At 58.5% G+C, this 14,157-nt stretch carries 18 protein-coding genes, 1 tRNA gene and 1 pseudogene; 11 read left to right on the top strand and 9 right to left on the bottom strand.

What is annotated here, in order from left to right:
- Positions 1-8: 8 nt before the first annotated feature.
- Positions 9-989 (top strand): type II secretion system F family protein, encoded by a 981-nt coding sequence (locus G6N80_RS09815; RefSeq protein WP_165133408.1) that lies wholly within the window; start codon positions 9-11, stop codon positions 987-989.
- A gap of 198 nt (positions 990-1,187) precedes the next feature.
- On the opposite strand, the gene G6N80_RS09810 is transcribed toward G6N80_RS09815, so the two are convergent.
- A complete protein-coding gene (locus G6N80_RS09810) occupies positions 1,188-2,048 on the bottom strand; it encodes a tetratricopeptide repeat protein (RefSeq protein ID WP_165133405.1) in 861 nt (286 codons plus the stop codon).
- A gap of 127 nt (positions 2,049-2,175) precedes the next feature.
- Here G6N80_RS09810 and G6N80_RS09805 point away from each other — a divergent pair, with 127 nt between their 5' ends.
- The 4 genes from G6N80_RS09805 to G6N80_RS09790 all read left to right on the top strand — a co-directional run bounded on the left by G6N80_RS09805 (position 2,176) and on the right by G6N80_RS09790 (position 5,295).
- Positions 2,176-3,564, top strand: coding sequence for a leucyl aminopeptidase family protein (locus tag G6N80_RS09805; RefSeq protein WP_165133402.1), 1,389 nt, complete (start codon positions 2,176-2,178; stop codon positions 3,562-3,564).
- Between the two features lie 98 nt (positions 3,565-3,662).
- A complete protein-coding gene (locus G6N80_RS09800) occupies positions 3,663-4,013 on the top strand; it encodes a MarR family winged helix-turn-helix transcriptional regulator (RefSeq protein ID WP_165133399.1) in 351 nt (116 codons plus the stop codon).
- 8 nt (positions 4,014-4,021) lie between these two features.
- Complete coding sequence (locus tag G6N80_RS09795; protein WP_062555466.1) at positions 4,022-4,873, top strand: C40 family peptidase; 852 nt, start codon at positions 4,022-4,024, stop codon at positions 4,871-4,873.
- 86 nt (positions 4,874-4,959) lie between these two features.
- On the top strand, positions 4,960-5,295 hold the full coding sequence (locus tag G6N80_RS09790) for a hypothetical protein (protein WP_062555078.1): 336 nt from the start codon (positions 4,960-4,962) through the stop codon (positions 5,293-5,295).
- A gap of 132 nt (positions 5,296-5,427) precedes the next feature.
- Here G6N80_RS09790 and G6N80_RS09785 read toward each other — a convergent pair.
- Both G6N80_RS09785 and G6N80_RS09780 read right to left on the bottom strand, forming a co-directional pair.
- A tRNA-Leu gene (locus G6N80_RS09785) sits at positions 5,428-5,514 on the bottom strand.
- Positions 5,515-5,632: 118 nt separating this feature from the next.
- A complete protein-coding gene (locus G6N80_RS09780; protein ID WP_062555079.1) occupies positions 5,633-5,950 on the bottom strand; it encodes an Rdx family protein in 318 nt (105 codons plus the stop codon).
- A 158-nt stretch (positions 5,951-6,108) separates the two neighbouring features.
- Between G6N80_RS09780 and G6N80_RS09775 the strand changes: the two genes are divergently transcribed.
- Together G6N80_RS09775 and G6N80_RS09770 are read left to right on the top strand one after the other, a co-directional pair.
- Positions 6,109-6,297, top strand: a complete 189-nt coding sequence (locus G6N80_RS09775; protein WP_062555080.1) for a YegP family protein — start codon at positions 6,109-6,111, stop codon at positions 6,295-6,297.
- Positions 6,298-6,405: 108 nt separating this feature from the next.
- Positions 6,406-7,062 carry a PRC-barrel domain-containing protein gene (locus G6N80_RS09770; RefSeq protein WP_165133396.1) on the top strand — a complete coding sequence of 219 codons (657 nt, stop codon included), beginning with the start codon at positions 6,406-6,408 and terminating at the stop codon, positions 7,060-7,062.
- Here the strand turns inward: G6N80_RS09770 and G6N80_RS09765 are convergent.
- From G6N80_RS09765 to G6N80_RS09745, 5 genes and pseudogenes are all read right to left on the bottom strand, one after another.
- Positions 7,004-7,327: a CcdB family protein gene (locus G6N80_RS09765; RefSeq protein ID WP_246251470.1), complete on the bottom strand. Its 324-nt coding sequence runs from the start codon at positions 7,325-7,327 to the stop codon at positions 7,004-7,006. The two genes, G6N80_RS09770 and G6N80_RS09765, sit on opposite strands and share 59 nt — an antisense overlap.
- Before the next feature lie 95 nt (positions 7,328-7,422).
- Positions 7,423-7,650 (bottom strand): annotated as a pseudogene (locus tag G6N80_RS09760) (type II toxin-antitoxin system CcdA family antitoxin); the annotation flags it as partial.
- Between the two features lie 78 nt (positions 7,651-7,728).
- The gene (gene lepA / locus G6N80_RS09755) at positions 7,729-9,549 is read right to left on the bottom strand and encodes a translation elongation factor 4 (protein WP_062555083.1); all 1,821 of its coding nucleotides are present in this window, start codon (positions 9,547-9,549) and stop codon (positions 7,729-7,731) included.
- Positions 9,550-9,624: 75 nt separating this feature from the next.
- Positions 9,625-10,506 (bottom strand): carbon-nitrogen hydrolase family protein, encoded by an 882-nt coding sequence (locus G6N80_RS09750; protein WP_165133390.1) that lies wholly within the window; start codon positions 10,504-10,506, stop codon positions 9,625-9,627.
- A complete protein-coding gene (locus tag G6N80_RS09745; protein WP_165133387.1) occupies positions 10,503-11,096 on the bottom strand; it encodes a GNAT family N-acetyltransferase in 594 nt (197 codons plus the stop codon). Before G6N80_RS09745 ends, G6N80_RS09750 begins: the two co-directional genes overlap by 4 nt.
- A gap of 81 nt (positions 11,097-11,177) precedes the next feature.
- Here G6N80_RS09745 and G6N80_RS09740 point away from each other — a divergent pair, with 81 nt between their 5' ends.
- Genes G6N80_RS09740 through G6N80_RS09730 form a run of 3 tightly spaced genes read left to right on the top strand, consistent with a single transcriptional unit; the run spans position 11,178 to position 12,746 of the window.
- Entirely contained in the window at positions 11,178-11,579 is a 402-nt protein-coding gene (locus G6N80_RS09740; RefSeq protein ID WP_062555086.1) for a ketosteroid isomerase-related protein, read from the top strand.
- A 55-nt stretch (positions 11,580-11,634) separates the two neighbouring features.
- Positions 11,635-12,213 carry a helix-turn-helix domain-containing protein gene (locus tag G6N80_RS09735; protein WP_165133384.1) on the top strand — a complete coding sequence of 193 codons (579 nt, stop codon included), beginning with the start codon at positions 11,635-11,637 and terminating at the stop codon, positions 12,211-12,213.
- A 14-nt stretch (positions 12,214-12,227) separates the two neighbouring features.
- Positions 12,228-12,746, top strand: coding sequence for a GNAT family N-acetyltransferase (locus tag G6N80_RS09730; protein WP_062555088.1), 519 nt, complete (start codon positions 12,228-12,230; stop codon positions 12,744-12,746).
- On the opposite strand, the gene G6N80_RS09725 is transcribed toward G6N80_RS09730, so the two are convergent.
- On the bottom strand, positions 12,743-13,804 hold the full coding sequence (locus G6N80_RS09725) for an alpha/beta hydrolase family protein (RefSeq protein ID WP_165133381.1): 1,062 nt from the start codon (positions 13,802-13,804) through the stop codon (positions 12,743-12,745). The genes G6N80_RS09730 and G6N80_RS09725 overlap by 4 nt on opposite strands.
- A 176-nt stretch (positions 13,805-13,980) precedes the next feature.
- Between G6N80_RS09725 and G6N80_RS09720 the strand changes: the two genes are divergently transcribed.
- On the top strand, positions 13,981-14,154 hold the full coding sequence (locus G6N80_RS09720) for a hypothetical protein (RefSeq protein ID WP_165133378.1): 174 nt from the start codon (positions 13,981-13,983) through the stop codon (positions 14,152-14,154).
- Positions 14,155-14,157: the final 3 nt, after the last annotated feature.

Here is a 14,157-nt window from a genome sequence, read left to right as displayed (position 1 = left end):
GGTCTGATATGTCGGAAGAAATGGCTGCCAGCCTCACCGATCCGGCAATGTTGCTGGCCGTGCTTGTCGCAGTTGCCGTCTTTGCCACCATCTATACGCTCGTCCTGCCGCTTTTCGAGGGACGCGATCTCAACAAGCGGATGAAGGCGGTTTCCAGCGAGCGCGAGCAGATGCGCCTGCGCGAGCGTGCCAGGATGAATTCGGAGACCAGCCGGGCAACGCTGAGGACACAGAACAACACTTCCGCGATGCAGATCGTCGAGCGTTTCAACCTTCGCAAGGCGCTTGTCGACGATAATACGGTCAATCGCTTGAAGGCAGCGGGTCTTCGCACACAGAACGCCCTGAACGTGTTTCTGGCCGCGCGCTTCCTGCTTCCGTTCGTGTTCCTGGCAATCGTCGGCTTTTGGATTTTCGGCCTTGGCAACATGGCGGAAAGGCCGTTTGCCGTACGTCTGTTCGTGGCGATTGCTGCGGCCTATATCGGCTTTTACGCACCGAACATCTTCGTCTCGAACCGCATCACCAAGCGGCAGGCATCCATCAAGCGCGCATGGCCCGATGCGCTCGATCTGATGTTGATATGCGTCGAGTCCGGCATATCCCTTGAAGCTGCCATGCGCCGCGTGGCGGAAGAAATTGCGCAGCAATCAGCACCTCTGGCCGAAGAAATGGTTCTGACCACGGCTGAGCTTTCCTTCCTTCCCGACAGGCGCATTGCACTCGAGAACCTTGCCATCCGCACCCAGCTCGACATCGTCAAGGCGGTAACGACGGCGCTCATCCAGGCCGACCGCTATGGAACGCCGGTGGCTCAGGCTCTTCGCGTTCTGGCGCAGGAAGGTCGCGACGAGCGGATGAACGAGGCTGAAAAGAAGGCTGCAGCACTACCACCGAAGCTCACGGTTCCCATGATCGTGTTCTTCCTGCCGGTTCTGATCGCCGTCATCCTTGGCCCCGCGGGTATTCAGGTGGCTGACCGCTTCTAGAGCAATTCCAGAAAAAGTGCCTAGCGGTTTTGCGTCCGGAATTGCGTAAAAACAAATAGATAAATCCTTTTCGTGTTTCGAAGAAAAGCGGAAAGGATCTAAGTAGGCTTGATTGATCCTGGTACAAGTTGAAAGGGCCGCTCCAAAACCGGAGCGGCCCTTTTCATTGGATGCGATGTTCAAGGAAGTGCGGCTTGATCAATTGGTCGCGTTATCCGCTTTCGCGCTCCTGTTGTCCGAAAGCTTGGCCCAGGTATTCTGCTGGGAAAGCATGGAGCGCAGATAGGTGACGTTGGCATTTGCCTGGGTCTGGCTGAGTTCCTGCCGTGCAATCTGCTCCGCTTCGGAAAAGCGGCCCTGCAAGCCCACGACGAGCGAAAGGTTCTGGCGAACCCGGCTATCCGCTGTTGGAAGCTTGGATGCGGAGCGGAGATAGTTTTCCGCCGTCTTCAGATCGCCCGACAGGACATAGGACATGCCGAGATTCGACATGACGCTTGGTTCGCTTGGCTGGCTTTCGAGTGCGAGTTTGTATTTCTGGCGTGCCTCATCGGAGCGCCCCAACTGGTCAAGAACGGCACCCTCTGCGGAATAGAGGCGCCAATCGGGACGATCGGGCGTCTGCGCACGGCTGATGGTTGCCAAGGCCTGCTCAAGCTGGCCGGCAGCCGCCTGCGCCTTCCCATAGGCGGCCAGAACGTCACGATCGCTTGGATGGGCAATCGCCACCTGCTGCATGACGGCCAGCGCCTGCGTGTTCTTTCCAGTCATGCGAAGAACGTTGGCATAAGCAAGCCCGATGGTCTTGTCCTTGGGAGAACGTTCATAGGCGTTGCCAGCTGTCTGTTCGGCCTGTGCAAGCTCTGCCGCAGTCATCTGTTCGAGCGGCTTGCCGAAGTTCAGGGACTGCGTCTGCGTCGGGATGGATCCGGTTGTGATTCGATCACTCTTGGGCGTGGATGTCGCGCAGGATGCGAGTGAGATCGGCAGCACCACGCCGCAAAGGGCTTTGATCCAGAAATGGCGTTCGGCGGCAAACGTGAAGAAGGTGCGTGTCATGGCCTGAAATCCAGTCTCTGTGCACCATGAAGCAGCGGATTTTTCCGAACTGAAGATGGCGCTGTATGACCTCAAGCAATAATCTGTTAACCCTAACAGATCGTTAATCGCACTGTTGAAAGACGCCATGCTGCCGTATCAGTTCATCGAAAGACCGTCACCCTTCGTTGCCTCCGATCCAAAGGCGTTGACGGTCTATGCCGTTACGCCCGCCGAACTGGAAACAGGTGTCCTCTCAAAGGTCGACGAGACGTGGGCGCGCGCAGCCGGGTTCAAGGCTGAGGCGGGCAGTTTTCTTCTGCTCCAAGGAGATGGGGCGACACTGAAGGGAGCCGTCTTCGGTCTTGGCAAGAACCCTGAGGAGGCCCCGTTTGCCTGCGGCAAGCTGGCGCGCCTGCTTACCGCCGGTGTTTGGCGATTGGAAGCCCCCTCCCTTGATCCGCAGCAGGCGGCCCTGGGTTTTGGTCTCGGCGGCTACAGTTTCGATACCTACAAGACGGGAAAGACACCGGAAGCCTTCCTTGCCCTTGCCGATAGCGTTGATCGGGCGGCGCTGGAACGAACCCTGCAAGCGGTGTTTCTGGCCCGGGATCTCGTGAATACGCCCACCAACGACATGGGGCCAGAGCGGCTTGGCGAAGTCTTCCATGCCATCGGCACGCATTACGGTGCGACCCTGAAGGCCGTCGTCGGCGATGACCTGCTGGCCCAGAACTTTCCGCTCATTCACACGGTTGGTCGGGCGAGTGCCGAGGCGCCGCGACTTTTGGAGATGCGGTGGGGACGAAAAGGCGCAAAGAAGGTCACGCTTGTCGGCAAGGGCGTCTGTTTCGATACAGGCGGCCTCGACATCAAGCCCGCGGCTTCCATGCTGCTTATGAAGAAGGATATGGGGGGCGCGGCAAATGTCCTGGCACTCGCCTGCATGATCATGGGTGCTGAGCTAGATCTCGACCTGCGAGTTCTTGTTCCGGCCGTGGAGAACTCGATCTCTGCCAATGCCTTCCGACCGGGGGATATCTACCGCAGCCGCAAGGGTATTTCGGTCCAGATCGACAATACCGATGCGGAAGGGCGATTGATTCTGGCGGATGCGCTCGCCTATGCCGATGAGGAAAGCCCGGACCTGATGATCGACATGGCGACCCTGACCGGTGCCGCGCGCGTTGCGCTGGGGCCGGACCTGCCGCCATTCTTCACCGACGACGAGGCCCTTGCATCCGCACTTGGCTCAGCGTCGCTCGAGGAAGCCGATCCGATCTGGCGGCTGCCGTTGTTCAAAGGATACGAAAAGGACATCCGCTCCCGCGCGGCAGACATCACCAATGCGCCTTCGGGCGGCATGGCCGGTGCCATTACGGCGGCCCTGTTTCTCAAACGCTTCGTATCGAACGCTGAAAGCTGGGTGCATTTCGATATCTTTGCCTGGTCGCCGACCGAGAAGCCGCATGGCCCTGTGGGCGGTGAGGCGCAGGCCATTCGCGCCCTGTTCCGGCATATTTCCGCCCTTGGCTGATGGGTGCATCCCAGTTGCATCCCCAGTTGCATCCCCCGTTGCATCACAGGCGGCATTGAGCGAGAGTGCCGCCTGCAAAAGGGGAATCGGGAGACGGAATGCCCGCGGAGTTGACGGCAACCGAGGCACTGGGCCTCTGGCACCGCGTCGTGCTGGAGCATGTCCGGCAAGACGGTCAGGATCTTACGTTGCGGCAAATCTCCATTCTTCTCCACATCTATCTGGTTCCGCCGCCCCACACGGTGCGGGCCCTGGCTTCGACCCTTGGCGTCACGAAGCCCGTCATCACGCGCGCCCTGGATAGCCTGGGCGCTCTTCAACTGGTCGAGCGTGAGCGAGATCCGGCAGATCGCCGCAACGTCATCATCAAGCGTACCTTGGCCGGTGCGCTCTATCTTGAAAAACTCGGCGACCTGATCCGCAAGGAAGCGCGCCGCAATGCTCCATGAGGTTCATCATGTCGTCACCCCTCGATCGTCGTCTTTTCGCCTTCCGGCCGGATCTTGCCGATCAACGTCTCGAAGGGCAGGTGACGGCAGACCGCTATGTGGAAGGGGAGGCAGCAACTATCGGCATTCCTGTGACCGACCTGCGCCCAGCGCCTGATCTGTCTCGCGGCATCGATACGCAGCTTTTGTTTGGCGAGCCCGTTCGCGTGTTCGACCGGAGGGACGGCTGGGCCTGGGTTCAGGCTGAGGAGGACGGTTATGTGGGATACCTGCCGGAAAGCGACGTCACGCCGCGGGCAGTTCCCACCCACTGGATCAGCGTTCCCCGAACCTTCGTCTATCCGGAAGCGGAACTGCGCAAAGTACCGCTTCATGCCCTTTCTCTTGGCAGCCGCGTAACCGTGACCGGCGAGGCGGAAACGCGCGGTACCCGCTATTTCCTGCTCGCGACCGGTGGTGCGATCATCGCGAAACATTGCGTTCCGATCGGCGAAGAGGTGCATGCCGATTACGTAGCGATTGCCGCAGAGTTTCTGAACACGCCCTATCTCTGGGGTGGACGCTCAGGTTTCGGGATCGATTGTTCCGGTCTCGTGCAACTCGCCATGATGATGGCCGGGATGAAAGCTCCGCGCGATTCTGACATGTTGGCCGCCTTCGGACGCGAGATCACTCAGGACGCGCTGAAGCGGGGCGATCTCGTGTTCTGGAAGGGGCATGTCGGCATCATGGAAGATGAGGAAACGCTTCTTCATGCCAACGGCCATACGATGACGGTTGCGCGTGAGAACCTGAAGGCTGCCATAGAGCGGATCGGGTGGCTCTACGATCGGCCGACCGGCTTCCGGACACCTTTCTGAAACCTTCACGTGAAGGTCATCAATCGCGCTGTTGGTGTTTGTCCGGAGTCTTTCCTATATAAAGGACGACGACCGGAGTATCGACGATGACGCCGCGTAAACTTGCGATGACACTGCTGGCATTGATGACCATTCTTCCTGCCGCTGCGGGGGCGGAACAGGGCAAGCCGCAACTTCGAAATCCGGTTCCGACATTCAAGGATCTCCCCGGCGTCAAACCGCAGAAAAGCCTTGTGGAGACTTCGGACAGCGGTGATTGCCAGCCTGCGACGCTCTATCGTCGTTTTGATCGCCGCGATGTCTTTCCGGATTTTCCTGTTGCTGCCTGGAGATGCGAGAAGGACGGGGTCACCTATACCGGCACGCAACTGCCCAATCGGCCCTGGGTGCCCGGATTGAACCCTTACGATCTGCCGCATTGACATCGGAAACGACGGGATGATGTCCCGTGCCAAACCGCTGGTTTGGTGGAAAAAAAGGCAACAAAAAAGCCCGGCAAGCCGGGCTTTTTGTTTGATATTCAAGGATCCGAGAGGATCAACCTGAACCGAAATTGGTGCCCAGAAGAGGACTCGAACCTCCACACCCTTGCGAGTACCAGCACCTGAAGCTGGCGCGTCTACCAATTCCGCCATCTGGGCGACGAGGAGCGATGTACTGGTCTGAGCCGCCCCTGTCAACGGCGTTTTTGAACTTTCTGTGTCAGATGCGAAATTAATTTGTGCGACGCATGGCGGCTGTCAAAAATGGCGGCAAAGGTCAACTGGCGGAACCGCTATCCCCATTGTTTTTATTCGTGGTTCGGTCAACGTGACCGAGATCCCGTCCCGGTTCTATGATGTCCCGAACGCGCTGTTTAAGATCCTTCGGACCTGGAAATCCACCATCTCTCACGCGTTCCCAGATGAGCTCGTCATTGACGCGGATGTCGAACACGCCGCCGGTTCCGGGGATCAGCGCCACCTCTGCGATGCTATCACTGAAGGTTTGAAGGAGTTCCTGCGCCATCCAGGCAGATCTGAGCAGCCAGTTGCATTGCGTGCAGTAGCGGATGGCGATTCGGGGCTTCTCGTTCATTGTCTCGGCACAGCCTCCCTGATGATGGTGAATACCTTATGCATCATAGACACGTTCGGCCATAGGCGGGGAAATCGCGCGCGCTCAAGAAGAAGCTTGAAGACCGTCAGGCCAGTTAATACAGTTCGGATGTACTTATAAAACCTGGAGGACGTGGCATGGCAAAGTTCGAACTGTACAAGGACAAGGCTGGCGAATTCCGTTTTCGCTACAAGGCAACCAATGGTGAGACCATGTTCGCCTCGGAAGGCTACAAGGCCAAGGCTTCCGCGATGAAGGCGATCGAGTCGATCCAGAAGAATGCAGCCGAGGCTTCAATCGACGACACGACCGTCGCAACGGCCTGAGACGCTTTCCTCTCGGATTCGTAGGCTCTCCTGTCGGCTTGTCATTCTGTGATGGAACAAGCCGGCATCCCTTCTGTTGTGCTTTCTTGAAGCATACAGGAGGCACCCATGACCAATCACACGAAAACCTGTTTCGCAGCCCTCGCGGTCGCGGTTGCATTGCCACTGTCCGCGATGGCGCAAGCGCAGACGACCGCGCCAATCACCCCTGAGCAAGGGCAGGCAACGAACCAGAACAATGCGCATGGCGGCATGGCCGATGCGCCCCGCAGCACTCAAGCAACCACGGAAGGCCCCTTCATCACAGTTCCTGGACAGGGCGCCTGGCGGGTCAGCGATCTTGAAGGAAAGTCGGTTTACACCACAGGTGGCGAAAGCATTGGCGAGATCGGCGATGTGCTCGTCAGCCAGGATGGAAGCGTCAACGCGGTGATCGTCGGTGTGGGTGGTTTCCTCGGGATCAACCAGAAGGACGTTGCAGTCGATATGAGCGCATTACAGCTTGGCCCTGGCATGACGCAGGATCAGGCCAACAAGGCTGCAAACCAGACACCGGCCGTGTCGGGTGAAACAACCGCCTCTACCAACACCCCTGCAGCGCCTGCGACTGGCAACAGCCAGATGGCGGCCGGCGCGAACACCAAGGCTGCACCCGATACAGCCAAGATTGGCGAAGATGGTCTTCCACAGAGGATAGTCTTGAACGTCACGCGCGAGCAGCTTGAACAGGCTCCCGCCTTTCAGGGTATGACACCGGTGCGGTAATCAAACCATAATGGCTGGGATTGTGACCCCGTGGCTTCGGCCATGGGGTCATTTGATGTTTAAAGCCCTGAAATAGAAAATCGGTCGCCGCAGTAATATCGTCTGATCGGTGAGACAAATCGATGAGGCGCTCACCCAGATCCTTCAGCGGAACGGCACCAATGAACTGGGTCATCAGGACGTAAACGTCTCCGCCAATCTCAAAGCGCGGGTTAAGCCTTGGTATCAGTCGAGCAACATCTGCATGGTGGACGAGCGGTGCCATTACGCGGGTGTTTAAACCGTCGAAGATGTTCGCCTGAAGATCAAGCGCCAGAGCACCGTCAGTTCCCAACCGATGAACCCAGAACCGAGCCCCCAAAACAGCCGATATTTGGCCAGCGGCAGTCCATGCCTTTCAAGGTAATCGTTCGATGCGGCAATGGCCTCGGCATTTTCAATGCGCCAAAGCCGCTCCTTCTCAGCGCGAATTGCGCGCGTGATGCCGTCTTCGGCGGCGCGGGTCACATCAAGCTTAAGATCGTTCGCTTCTGCTAAAAGGCGACGATCGATCGGAACATCATCCCGTCTTCCCGACGTCTGAACCATGACAACCTACCCCTTGATGCGCAGACCACGCAGATCCGCACGCCTGAGTATGACGAAGATCAGAAGCCGTGAAAAGCCTCACTCGTCATTCATCTTCAAGGCTGCGATGAAGGCTTCCTGCGGAATCTCCACCTTGCCGAACTGACGCATGCGCTTCTTGCCTTCCTTCTGCTTTTCCAGAAGTTTGCGCTTACGGGTGGCGTCGCCGCCGTAGCACTTGGCCGTTACGTCCTTGCGTAGTGCGCGAACCGTTTCGCGGGCAATAACCTTGCCGCCCAATGCGGCCTGGATCGGGATCTGGAACATGTGCGGCGGAATGAGTTCCTTCAGCTTCTCGCACATGCCGCGACCGCGCCGATCCGCTGCCGAGCGGTGAACCAGCATGGAGAGCGCATCAACCGGATCGCCGTTGACGAGGATCGACATCTTGACGAGATCGCCCGCACGATAATCAGTGATCTGGTAGTCGAACGAAGCATAGCCCTTCGAGATCGACTTCAGGCGATCGTAGAAATCGAACACGACTTCGTTCAAAGGCAGCTCATAGGTCACCATGGCGCGCGTGCCGACATAGGTCAGTTCGGTCTGGATGCCGCGGCGATCCTGGCAGAGCTTCAGAACGGAACCGAGATATTCGTCCGGCGTCAGAATGGTCGCCTTGATCCAGGGCTCGCGGATCTCGTCGATCTTGACCACATCCGGCATATCCGCCGGATTGTGCAGTTCCTTCTCGGAGCCGTCCGTCAGCGTCATCTGGTAGACGACCGAAGGCGCGGTCGCGACGAGATCGAGGTTGAACTCGCGCTCCAGGCGCTCCTGAATGATTTCGAGGTGAAGCAGACCCAGGAAGCCGCAACGGAAGCCGAAGCCAAGAGCGGCAGAGCTTTCCATTTCAAAGGAGAAGGATGCGTCGTTCAGGCGCAGCTTGCCCATGGCAGCGCGCAGGTCTTCGAAGTCCGCGGCATCGACCGGGAAGAGACCGCAGAACACGACCGGCTGGGCAGGCTTGAAGCCCGGCAGCGCCTTTTCGGTCGGGCGCTTGTCGTCGGTAATCGTATCGCCAACACGCGTATCGGCCACTTCCTTGATGGAGGCGGTGATGAAACCGATCTCGCCGGGGCCGAGGCTATCCACATTGACCATCTTCGGGGTCAGAACGCCCACGCGCTCGACGCCGTATTTTGCGCCGGTGCCCATCATGCGGATCTGCTGGCCCTTGGTCAGCACACCATCGATGATGCGCACGAGGACCATGACGCCGAGATAGGTATCGTACCAGCTATCGACCAGCAGCGCCTTCAGGGGAGCCTTCTCGCCGCCTTCGCTCTTTGGCGCTGGCAGCTTGTTGACGATGGCCTCCAGGACATCGGGAATACCAAGGCCGGTCTTGGCGGAAATCAGCACTGCATCGGATGCGTCGATGCCGATGACTTCCTCGATCTGATCCTTGATGCGATCCGGCTCGGCGGCTGGCAGGTCGATCTTGTTGAGAACGGTCACCAGTTCATGATTGTTGTCAATCGCCTGATAGACGTTGGCGAGAGTCTGGGCTTCCACGCCCTGGGAGGCGTCGACGACCAGAAGCGAACCTTCGCAGGCCGATAGCGAACGCGAGACTTCGTAGGCGAAGTCCACGTGGCCGGGCGTGTCGATCAGGTTGAGAACATAGGTCTCGCCGTTGTTCGCCTTGTAGTGAAGGCGGACAGTCTGCGCCTTGATCGTAATGCCGCGCTCGCGCTCGATATCCATGGAATCAAGCACCTGTTCCGACATCTCACGTTCGGCAAGGCCGCCCGTGGATTGGATCAGGCGGTCGGCCAGCGTCGATTTGCCATGGTCGATATGGGCGACAATGGAAAAATTGCGGATGTGGTCAAGGGGCGTGCGATCGGTGCTCATGGCTGGCGCATATAGCAGCGAGCCGTATCATCGCAAAGCGGGAATTTGACTCAAAAGCCAGAAAACAAGGCGTTTTTACTGGCCATGCTCTGAGAATTGCTCGGCCCAGTCGCGCCGCGTCGCCACCTGACCTTCCGTCCTGAGCCGCGCAACCTGCGTCAGATCGATCTGCGTGATGAGCCAGTGGCTTTCCTCAACATCGTCGCTTTGGCTTTCGGCAAAGATTCCAGAGGGCGGCATGCCATAATCTGACGGAACATAGAGCGCGGCTCGCCCCTTGTTTTCATCGAGTGCCGGAGACCATGGTGCATCACCCGCCGTAGGGGCTGAGAGCACGGCATACTGATTTTCCAGCGCACGCGCCTGCGCACCGATTCGAACACGAAAGCTTCCAGCCAGCGTATCCGTGCAGGAGGGGGCAAGTACAAGCTCAACGCCAAGTTCCGCCAGCTTGCGGCCCAACATAGGGAATTCGTTATCGTAGCAGATCAGGATGCCGAGGCGACCAAGAGACGTATCGAAAGCTCTCAGACCTTCAACGCTCCTTGCAATATTCCATTTCTCGCGCTCGAAGCGTGTCATGATCTGCTTGTCCTGATGGCCGAGCAAGCCTTCAGGGCCGAAGAGCGGGGCGCGATTGCGATAGTGTCCATCCGCATCACGAACCGGCATGGTTCCCGGTTGGAAGACAATTCGATGCTTGCGGGCCAGATCTTCACATAGCTGCATCCAGCCGGGAGCGAGGGTCTGGATGCCCGCAATCGACCGATGCAGATCGCTGCGTTCGGTCTCCGGCAATAGCCCGGTCAGCACGAGGCCTGCATATTCCGGCAGAAGAAGCAGTTGCGCGCCTTGCGAGACAGCTTCTTCGACAAGCGCAGTGAGATGGGCGACGTAGGCATCCCAGCTTTTTATCAGGTCGATCTTATACTGGCAGGCGGCAAGCGTGATGGTCATGCGGTCAGACTCTTGATCCAGAAGGAGAGGGGCTTTGGGCTTTCTCGGTCTTCGTCCAAGTCGCGCCATGAGAATGTCGTGCGAAGCTCCGGGTGGTGCGTATAGCCGCGCTTCTGCCAGAAGCTGTTCAGCGGCACATAATGCTTCGGTCGGCGCGGGTGATCTGCCGGTCGTTCCACGGCGCAGAAGGTGCAATGCGGAAGCCCGAGCGTTCTGGCCTGTCTTTCCCGTCCTTCGAAGAAGGCAAGGCCGATGCCCTGTCCACGATAGGCGGGCAGCAATACGCTTTCGCCGAAGTACAGGAAATCCCGCGGATCACGACCGCTCGCGAGAAATGGCGCCTTCACCTCATCCGTCTCTGTCGCCATCGGTGTTGCGGTTGCCGCGCCAACGACGACGTCATCATCGAAAGCAAGCACGAAAACGGATCCTTCAGAGCGGGCATAGGTCGCAAGATAGGCCTGCTCATAAGTCGCGTCCCCGTCATAGAGATAGGGAAATTCCCGGAAGACAGTGATGCGCAACCGGGCGAGGTCGTCAAAGAAGGGGGTGGCGTCGCTGCCGGAAAAGGATTTGACGATGGGAGCCATAGACTATGTTCTGTTCCTGATCGGCGAGTTATAGCCTTGCGCCAAGATCATTTGAAGCTGCCAGAAAAAGGGAATTTCCGCATGAGCGCCAGCGACATCATCCGCGCCTATTACGATGCCTTCAACGCGCAGGATATGGACGCCTTCCTGAGCCTTCTGACAGATGACGTAGTGCACGACATTAACCAGGGTGAGCGGCAGGAAGGGAAGGCGGCCTTTGCGACTTTCATGGAGCACATGAACCGCTGCTACAAGGAAACGCTCACGGACATGGTGATCATGGCGAGCGAGACAGGAATCCGTGCGGCAGCAGAATTCATTGTGAATGGGCAGTACCTTGCAACCGATGAAGGGCTGCCGGAGGCCAAGGGTCAGACCTACAAATTGCCAGCAGGTGCCTTTTTTGAACTGCGCGACGGTAAAGTGTCCCGCGTCACCAACTACTACAATCTCAACGACTGGATCGCGCAGGTCGCAAAATAGAAATTCGCATATAAGACCTCTTGATTCTATTATAGTGGAATTGTAGCGTTGCTCCATGAGTGACGCACAGCAACAATTCGAAGAAGCCACGGGAAGCCGACTGAAAATCCTGCGGCAACGTGAAGGCCTGACGCTGGACGAACTGGCAAAAGCTTCCGGCGTCAGCCGAGCCATGATCTCACGCATCGAGCGAGGGGAGGTCAGCCCCACCGCCTCGCTTCTGGCGCGGCTATGCGAATCGCTTGGTTTGAGCCTGTCTCATTTCTTTGCGCCGGATAGTCCGGCGTCTGACCCTTTTGTCCGTCACGACGATCAAAGACTGTGGCGCGACCCGGTCACGGGCTACCTGCGGCGTTCGGTTTCTCCACCGGGAACCGCATCGGCTGTCGATATCGTCGAGGTCGAGTTTCCGGCCGGCGCACGGGTGTCGTTTCCGCCACGCGAGGAAAGCCGTGAGATGGCCCAGCATGTGTGGCTGTTCGAGGGGCGTCTGAACATGGTGCTGCCGGACCAGACCTATGAGATGCAGTCCGGCGATTGCCTCTACATGCATATCGGCGACGCCTTCGAATTTCACAACCCTTCCGATAAACCCGCCCGTTACGCTGTCATTCTGGATCGCGGAAGGCGCTGACAAAGGTATTCGACATGACGACAATCCATGTACTGGCGGCCGAGAACATGACACCTTATATCGACGATCTCTGTGAGGTGCTTGCCGATTGCGTTAACGGTGGGGCGTCGCTCGGCTTCATGCAGCCTTTTGCGCCTGAAGATGCGCGTTCCTATTGGCTGGATGTGCATAAGTCTGTCGCGGCTGGCCATACCGTGATCGCGGTGGCGGAGCATGAGGGCAGGGTCGTCGGGTCGGTTCAGGTGGGGCTTGCTCAGAAGCCCAACCAGCCGCATCGCGGCGATCTCATGAAGCTTCTCGTCCATCGGTCGGCCCGCGGGCTTGGTCTTTCCCGCAAGCTGATGGAGACGGTCGAGAAGGAGGCTGCGCGCCTCGGCCGCACGATCCTGGTACTGGATACGGCGACTGGCAGCGAAGCGGAGGCAATCTACCCCCGCTTCGGCTGGGAGCGTGTCGGCGTCATTCCAGATTACGCGCTCTGGCCGCAAGGCGGTTTTTGCGATTCGACCTTCTTCTACAAGCGCATCGGTTAGTTCATTGCTTTTCCGAACGCGTCGACAATCTGTTTCGCTGCATCCATGTGGACCTCGGCGCGCTCGCGCAAGCCTTTGCCAGCGCAAATCGGATCAACGTCACCGGCTTCGGAGAGGAAATCCTGCGCCCCCGCCTTGCACACCGGCAGGAAGCTGAAGTGGTTGGAGCCGGCAATCTGATGATAGGCCGCGCCCGCAATCTGGGCGACGAGTTTCGCCGCATCCACCGCTGCGGGTAACGTATCACTGCTGCCCAGATTGATGATTGTTGTGTTGGTCGTGATCTGCTTCAGGCTCTCCGGCTTGAAGGCCTGCGCTAGACCGGGATCGACAATGACGGCGGAGGTTACGCGCGGATCGATGTTCGATTGCTCGAACCGCTTGTCGAACTCCCGCAGTTTGACGACCGGTGAGGCAACGCGCTTGCCATCGACGAAACCGAAGCCGCCCGCAAACCACTGGCAATCCATCATCATGCTATAGCGATCGCAGTAGTCGGCATAGGCATTGAGATCGGCCCGCGCGCCAATGATTTCCAGCGCCGTGCTGCCGCCAAGGGAGAAGCCAAGCACGCCGATTTTCGACGCCTGGACGGACGGCGCCCATTTCGCATCGCCGGCCATCCAGGTGATGATGTTGGAGAGATCCTGGGTTCGCTCCCAGATCCGTGGTGTGGCGATGGGCGTGGAATCACCGCTGGTCGTGCCGGGGTGATCCGGTCCGGCTACGATAAAGCCTTTCTCAGCCAGACGTGCGGCAATCCATGTCATGCCTTGGGCGCGGGAGCCGGAACCGTGTGACAGCAGGATGAGCGGGTATTTGCCGGGGTTGATGGCAGCATCCGGCTTTGCGGGCGCGCCGGTGAAGATGCGGTTGTCGCCGACCAGGATCTCCGGCGCCTTGGCATCCGATGGATACCAGACATCGACGGACAAAGGTTTGCCACGCTGGGGTGAGGGTATGGAGATGGTGGTCCAGCCAATGCTGGTTTCGGCTGAGGCTGCGAACGGGATGACGCTGCTGGCAATAAGTGCGGCAAGCGAGAGAAGATGTTTCATGGGGGGGGTGCCTTTCGGTTTCGAGACGAACCGAAATTCCCGAACTGCCTGATCAAATGCGACCTTGAACCTGTTCAAGGTCGCCCAAGATCACGTTCTTGTCCGGGCGGGAAGGTGGAACATCTCGCAACGGCGATCGTTTTTCTCTCGCAACCCATCGAACAATGGAGACGAAAATGTCGAAAAGCGATGTGAAAGCAATGCAGGAACGCGCAAAAGCGCAGGTCGCCAATACAAGTGCCGGTGGGCATTTGGGCGGAACCTACTACGGACAGGAGCCGGACGGTAAAACTGTCACGACCAAGCTCCACTCGGGCGGCAAGGCCCGTTCGAATGATGGATCCAACTGATCC

The sequence above is a fragment of the Rhizobium rhizoryzae genome, from assembly GCF_011046895.1.
Lineage (GTDB): Bacteria > Pseudomonadota > Alphaproteobacteria > Rhizobiales > Rhizobiaceae > Neorhizobium > Neorhizobium rhizoryzae.
Note: the sequence above shows the minus strand (reverse complement) of the source record. Positions and strands in the feature narration are given on the sequence as shown.

Excerpts from the sequence above, each read along its gene's own strand:
- G6N80_RS09815 (WP_165133408.1), top strand. The coding sequence starts at position 9 with ATGTCGGAAGAAATGGCTGCCAGCCTCACCGATCCGGCAATGTTGCTG.
- G6N80_RS09810 (WP_165133405.1), bottom strand. The coding sequence starts at position 2,048 with ATGACACGCACCTTCTTCACGTTTGCCGCCGAACGCCATTTCTGGATC.
- G6N80_RS09805 (WP_165133402.1), top strand. The coding sequence starts at position 2,176 with ATGCTGCCGTATCAGTTCATCGAAAGACCGTCACCCTTCGTTGCCTCC.
- G6N80_RS09800 (WP_165133399.1), top strand. The coding sequence starts at position 3,663 with ATGCCCGCGGAGTTGACGGCAACCGAGGCACTGGGCCTCTGGCACCGC.
- G6N80_RS09795 (WP_062555466.1), top strand. The coding sequence starts at position 4,022 with ATGTCGTCACCCCTCGATCGTCGTCTTTTCGCCTTCCGGCCGGATCTT.
- G6N80_RS09790 (WP_062555078.1), top strand. The coding sequence starts at position 4,960 with ATGACGCCGCGTAAACTTGCGATGACACTGCTGGCATTGATGACCATT.
- G6N80_RS09780 (WP_062555079.1), bottom strand. The coding sequence starts at position 5,950 with ATGAACGAGAAGCCCCGAATCGCCATCCGCTACTGCACGCAATGCAAC.
- G6N80_RS09775 (WP_062555080.1), top strand. The coding sequence starts at position 6,109 with ATGGCAAAGTTCGAACTGTACAAGGACAAGGCTGGCGAATTCCGTTTT.
- G6N80_RS09770 (WP_165133396.1), top strand. The coding sequence starts at position 6,406 with ATGACCAATCACACGAAAACCTGTTTCGCAGCCCTCGCGGTCGCGGTT.
- G6N80_RS09765 (WP_246251470.1), bottom strand. The coding sequence starts at position 7,327 with ATGGCACCGCTCGTCCACCATGCAGATGTTGCTCGACTGATACCAAGG.
- lepA (WP_062555083.1), bottom strand. The coding sequence starts at position 9,549 with ATGAGCACCGATCGCACGCCCCTTGACCACATCCGCAATTTTTCCATT.
- G6N80_RS09750 (WP_165133390.1), bottom strand. The coding sequence starts at position 10,506 with ATGACCATCACGCTTGCCGCCTGCCAGTATAAGATCGACCTGATAAAA.
- G6N80_RS09745 (WP_165133387.1), bottom strand. The coding sequence starts at position 11,096 with ATGGCTCCCATCGTCAAATCCTTTTCCGGCAGCGACGCCACCCCCTTC.
- G6N80_RS09740 (WP_062555086.1), top strand. The coding sequence starts at position 11,178 with ATGAGCGCCAGCGACATCATCCGCGCCTATTACGATGCCTTCAACGCG.
- G6N80_RS09735 (WP_165133384.1), top strand. The coding sequence starts at position 11,635 with ATGAGTGACGCACAGCAACAATTCGAAGAAGCCACGGGAAGCCGACTG.
- G6N80_RS09730 (WP_062555088.1), top strand. The coding sequence starts at position 12,228 with ATGACGACAATCCATGTACTGGCGGCCGAGAACATGACACCTTATATC.
- G6N80_RS09725 (WP_165133381.1), bottom strand. The coding sequence starts at position 13,804 with ATGAAACATCTTCTCTCGCTTGCCGCACTTATTGCCAGCAGCGTCATC.
- G6N80_RS09720 (WP_165133378.1), top strand. The coding sequence starts at position 13,981 with ATGTCGAAAAGCGATGTGAAAGCAATGCAGGAACGCGCAAAAGCGCAG.